Annotated in this window: 6 protein-coding genes; 1 reads left to right on the forward strand and 5 read right to left on the reverse strand. The window is 42.4% G+C overall.

The annotated features are described in order from the left end of the window. Positions 1–159: 159 nt before the first annotated feature. Complete coding sequence (gene eno / locus QAS77_RS10330) at positions 160–1,437, reverse strand: phosphopyruvate hydratase (protein WP_250868999.1); 1,278 nt, start codon at positions 1,435–1,437, stop codon at positions 160–162. Positions 1,438–1,608: 171 nt separating this feature from the next. Here eno and QAS77_RS10335 point away from each other — a divergent pair, with 171 nt between their 5' ends. Then, positions 1,609–1,974 (forward strand): transcriptional regulator, encoded by a 366-nt coding sequence (locus QAS77_RS10335; protein WP_305065406.1) that lies wholly within the window; start codon positions 1,609–1,611, stop codon positions 1,972–1,974. 27 nt (positions 1,975–2,001) lie between these two features. On the opposite strand, the gene QAS77_RS10340 is transcribed toward QAS77_RS10335, so the two are convergent. The 4 genes from QAS77_RS10340 to QAS77_RS10355 all read right to left on the reverse strand — a co-directional run. After that, positions 2,002–2,445 (reverse strand): PPC domain-containing DNA-binding protein, encoded by a 444-nt coding sequence (locus QAS77_RS10340; RefSeq protein ID WP_305065407.1) that lies wholly within the window; start codon positions 2,443–2,445, stop codon positions 2,002–2,004. A gap of 20 nt (positions 2,446–2,465) precedes the next feature. Then, positions 2,466–3,161, reverse strand: a complete 696-nt coding sequence (locus QAS77_RS10345) for an ABC transporter ATP-binding protein (protein ID WP_250869002.1) — start codon at positions 3,159–3,161, stop codon at positions 2,466–2,468. Positions 3,162–3,298: 137 nt separating this feature from the next. Beyond that, positions 3,299–4,405: a cell division protein FtsZ gene (locus QAS77_RS10350; RefSeq protein WP_305065409.1), complete on the reverse strand. Its 1,107-nt coding sequence runs from the start codon at positions 4,403–4,405 to the stop codon at positions 3,299–3,301. Positions 4,406–4,457: 52 nt separating this feature from the next. Next, the coding region (locus QAS77_RS10355) for a hypothetical protein (RefSeq protein ID WP_305065411.1) at positions 4,458–5,319 on the reverse strand (862 nt) is incomplete at its 5' end.

The following is a 5,319-nucleotide window of genomic DNA, read 5'->3' on the forward strand; positions in this document are numbered from 1 at the left end:
ACCAGGTTGAATTTCAGGGAGTGACTAAAATAGAGGCATAGTATATTGTTTTTTGGTAAAATCAATATCAAGCACTGATGGAATTGTGTTGAGTATTCTAAGTTTATATCAAAAACGTGAGGATGGCTGAATAGTTACAAAATAAATTTAAAAAAAGGATCAGAGCTGCACATAACGTGCAGCATCTCCAAGCTCTTCTTCAATTCTGAGTAACTGGTTGTATTTTGCAGTGCGCTCACTTCTTGCAGGTGCGCCTGTCTTGATAAGGTCTCCTCCAATAGCTACTGAAATATCAGCTATCATTGGGTCTTCTGTCTCTGCAGAGCGATGGCTTACAACAACGCTGTAACCATTCCTCTGTGCAAGATTTGCAGCATCGAATGATTCAGATATCGTGCCTATCTGGTTGACCTTGAGTAAAAGTGCATTTGCCGCTTCCATCTCAATACCCTTTGCCAGGCGGTTTACATTTGTAACGAACAGGTCATCTCCGACAATTATGGTGTCCCATGCCTCGCTCGTAAGAGTTGCAAAGTCCTCAAATGATTCCTCGTGGAATGGGTCCTCAATTGAAAGGATCGGATATGTTTCAATAAGATCAAGGTAGTAGTCCACAAGTTCAGCAGGCGCTATCTTTTTTCCGTCAATGAAATATTTCTCTCCATCAAAGAACTCGGATGCAGCGGAATCAAGCCCGATGCTGATCTCTGATTCGGTATATCCGGCTTCCTCAATTGCACTTACGAGTGCGTCCAGTGCATCAGCAGTTGTTGAGATCGGAGGTGCATATCCGCCTTCGTATCCTACATTTGTTGCAGAAGCGCCGTATTTGTCCTCAAGGACCTTGCCAAGAGCATGGTATGTCTCAGCTCCTATCCTCAATGCATTTGAGAAAGTGTCAGCACCTTTTGGCTGTATCATAAATTCCTGGATGGAAAGATCGTTCCCTGCATGCTTTCCGCCATTGATCACGTTCATTGTTGGGACGGGCAATGCAAAAGCGTTGGTACCACCAAGGTAACGATAAAGGGCAATTCCAAGTGAATCAGCTGCTGCTTTTGCAGTGGCCATGGAAATTCCCAGAATGGCGTTAGCCCCAAAGGTCATTTTGTTCTCAGTACCGTCCAGTGCGATCATCAACTCATCTATCTCACGCTGGTTACGTGCATCCATTCCCAAAAGCTCTTTTGCAAGGGTCGTATTAACGTTGTCTACAGCGTCCAAAACTCCTTTCCCGTTATACCGGTCAGCGTCCTTATCCCTTAGTTCAAGGGCTTCATTGGAACCTGTGGAAGCTCCGGATGGAACACTTGCCCTTCCAAATCCGCATCCAGTGTAAATATCTACTTCTACCGTAGGGTTTCCTCTGGAGTCAAGTATCTCTCTGGCATGCACTTTTTGAATTGTGTATTTTGCTTCTTCGCTGATAGAGTTCATGTCTTCACCATTTGGTTATTCTATGGTCAAATCGTACATTACAGTATATATTGTTACCGCATTTTGTGAGCATTTTGCACTGTTCTTTATATACCATATTTAAGCAGCGTTGGTTATGCACAGCATAAATATATAAACATCTAAGTACTATTATTCTTCATGGTGAGTGAGATGTCTAACTTTATAGATGAGAAGGGGTATGAGGTATCATCCCTATTACAAAGCATTAACGTTTCGAGAATAGAAGCACTTTCAATTGCCTGCCTCCTTAATGGATGTGAGCTAAGTTCCCAGGATATAGAAAATGTTACAGGCCTGAGGCAACCAGAGGTAAGTGTAGCTATGCGACCTCTGTGTGAACGTGGTTGGGTGGGGGAAAAGAACGAGAAGAGGACTAAATGCAGAGGAAGGCCTGCAAAATATTACTCGCTCAATATGGATTTCGCTGAGATCCTGACAGAATATGAATCTGATATTCTAAAAGAAAATGAGAAAAGGCTGGAAGTTGTAAAGAGCCTACGTAATTTAGTAGATTAAGTTACGTTTATTTTGATTCATTTTCGATTAGTTCTTTCCGAATGATATCTGAGCAAAGCCCTTAGTGGCATCGAATGCACGCATAGCTTCCATGCCATCGATCTCCATTATGAAGACCTCAAGGACCATGAATGCTGCACTTTCTCCGCGCAAGCAGCCGACATTGACATTGTCGCCACGTCCGGCAGCGGTATGGAGGTGTATCTTAGGCCTGCCTTCTTCTGTAAATATATTCCCAACACCTATCACTTCCTGTGGTTCAGTATGGTTGACCCACATGGGTTCAGGGGGAATCGCATTCTCTTTAGGTCCTACGACAAGGTTGACTTTGGCCACAGCGCCAAGCAGAGTGAATACCGCAGCCTTGATGTTCTCTTTCATTGCAATACCTTCGAGTTCCTGAAGCAGGTCTTCTCCAGTATCTATCCTAACAGTAAATACTCTACCAATATTTCCTTTTGAATATTCCATATTCTCACCTGAAAAAACGATTAAAATAAATTACGATCATCTACTATCCTTCCATCAACAATACGAATGATGCGATCGGTCTTAGCAGCCATGTCCTCATCATGTGTCACAAGTATGAAAGTCTGTCCATAATCCCGGTTTAGCTTTCTGAGAAGCTCATATATCTTATCGCTTGAATTGCTGTCAAGATTTCCTGTAGGTTCGTCCCCTATCACGATCTTCGGACGATTGGCAAGTGCTCTGGCAACAGCAACTCTCTGGTTCTGTCCTCCTGACAATTGGTTTGGCCTGTGATCGATCCTGTCCTCAAGTCCCACCTTTTTGAGGAGTTCTTTAGCTATCTCTCTGGCTTCTGCCTTATTTTTTCCAGATATAAGTAAAGGCATCATCACATTCTCTATAGCTGAAAAATCGGGTAATAAATGATGGTACTGGAAGATAAATCCAAGCATCTTGTTACGTGCACTGGAACGCTCTTTATCCGACATGGTCGTAACATCTTCGCCATCTATCAGGATAGTCCCGCTTGTTGGCGTATCAAGTATGCCTATCATATGCAGTAATGTACTTTTGCCTGATCCTGAAGGTCCTATTATGGAGATAAACTCTCCACGTTTGACTTTAAGGCTAAGCCCGTCAAGTGCTTTGACCCCTAATCCATCTGTGTAGGTCTTCGTAAGGTCTCTGATCTCGATTATATTGGATCTATCAGCCATTTTATACCTGCTTTTTGCTCGATTTTTCATCATTTATCTTGCTGGATCATTTATAATGAATGGTATGCACAAACCATCATCGGTTTTGTTGAAATTATAAAAAATGGATAATATCCCGCTAAGGATATCATTTAAGGTCAATAGTTGGGTTCAAGCCCATCTATCTTTGAGAATGCTTTATCAATCTCTTTTTGTTCTTCAATTCTTGTTTTCTTTTCGCGTTCCTGATGGATCGCATCTACTGCAACTGAATATAGATTTTCCAGCTCTTCTGCTGCTTCAAGGGTAAGGACGACCAGCACCTGTGGAGCTTCACCTTTCCTGACGATAATACCTTTAAATACATGGCCAACGGATGAAGAAAGTTTTTCCACTTCCGATGATATCTCATCGATGCTCAGATATGATTTATCACCTTTGATGATGACCATGGCCCTGCTTCCTTCTTTGTAAACATCGGTCGAGAACAAAAGGCCGTTTGGTGATAATGCTTTCTGGATGGTGGTCTTGATGTTCATTCCTTTTTCAGCTTCATAGAAACCGATCGTAGCAAGGCCTGCTCCGCCGCTCATCACTGTTTTGAAGTCGCCGAGGTCTGTCACCATCATCATTTCACTATCAAGCGCATCAAGTAAGAAAAGAATGCGTTTTGCGATCATGTCATTGATGCTATTATATGCAGATTGTATATTTCCTCCGATCTGCTTAAGGAACTGGTTATCAGCAAGTATGATCCCATCGACACCACTGTCACGTATCTCTTTCAGGCAGAATGCTGCATTCTGGAGGTAGAGCGTTCCCTCCTCTCTGAAAGGAAGAACAACGACAGCATATACCGGGAAATCATGTTTTTCCTTAATTTCCTTGATAAGGGGTGGTGTGAAAGATGATCCTGTCCCGCCGGATGCAGAAGTTATCACGAATCCTACATCGAAATTACCTCTTTCCTCTATATTGCGCATTATATGGGATTTATTATCTTCAAATACGCTCTTACCAAGAGTACGGTTGGCACCAACACCATGCAAGTGAGGAATATGTATCCTGTCCTTGGCTTTGGTAAAACTCAATTCCTTCAGGTCGTTTATCGCAGTATTGATGGCGATAGTTTCGACCTTGCTTTTGTATTTTTGTTGTGAATAGAATTTTGCAAATTTGCTTTTACCACCAAAAGCCTCTTTGTTTATCGCATCAAGGATACGGTTACCACATTGACCATTTCCTACGATCAGTATATTGAGCAAATAATTCCTCCATATTTAATGAAATTGAATCTCTTTATGAAATCGTAACTGATTAGAACCTGTACTGTCTGGACCGATGGAACAACCACCCTCCAATAGCGACAATGATCAGCAACGGGATCGCAATCACATACCATGGTTGTTCGATCACTGAATCGAGGTCCCCTCTGGCCACATCGATCGTACTTGTGGTGAATTCGCCCGTCACTTCCTGACGATTAGGGTTTACTCCATCTTCATACTGATATGAATAATCGGTTGTAATGGTATAAGTACCCAATTCTGTTGGCTTTATCACGAATCTTATCTCTTTTTCCTGATCCAGTCCAAATGTCTCCAGATAAGCCTTTGGCATTCCATTTATAATTTCAATGTTGGAGTTGCTGCCTTTGTATTCAACCTCTTCAGGAAGGTGGATGTTCAGTACGACCCCATTTGCAGAAGAATCTCCCTGGTTCTTGATGTTAATAACCACTTCCACTTCATCATTCCTTTTTACACTACTACTTTCGATGGATGTGGAAAATTCAAGCTCAGCAACTTTTCTTGCATTTTTGCCCGTATCAGTTACAGTTATCACTGGTATGTTAGATACCGCTTCGGGAAAATCCATGTCTGCTTCATTGGAATATGAGGCTCTGGTAGGCTGGAATTCAAATGTTCCAGCTTCATTTGCCTGAAGCTTGTAAAGAAAAATAGTCCTTGTCTCGTATTTGTCGATGGTCATCTGACCTGTCTCTTCAAGAAGGATCTCCTGAAGGATAAATCCTGTCGGCTTTGGATCAGAGAACCTTACCTCTGTAGCCTTCCCATCACCTTTGTTTCTGGCAGTCACTTTGATCGTGACGACCTCTCCCTGATCAACAGTATAACTGCTAACCTCTTTTGTGATCTCCAGTGAAGGGGTTCCGGGG

The organism is Methanococcoides sp. (assembly GCF_030594565.1).
GTDB lineage: Archaea > Halobacteriota > Methanosarcinia > Methanosarcinales > Methanosarcinaceae > Methanococcoides > Methanococcoides seepicolus.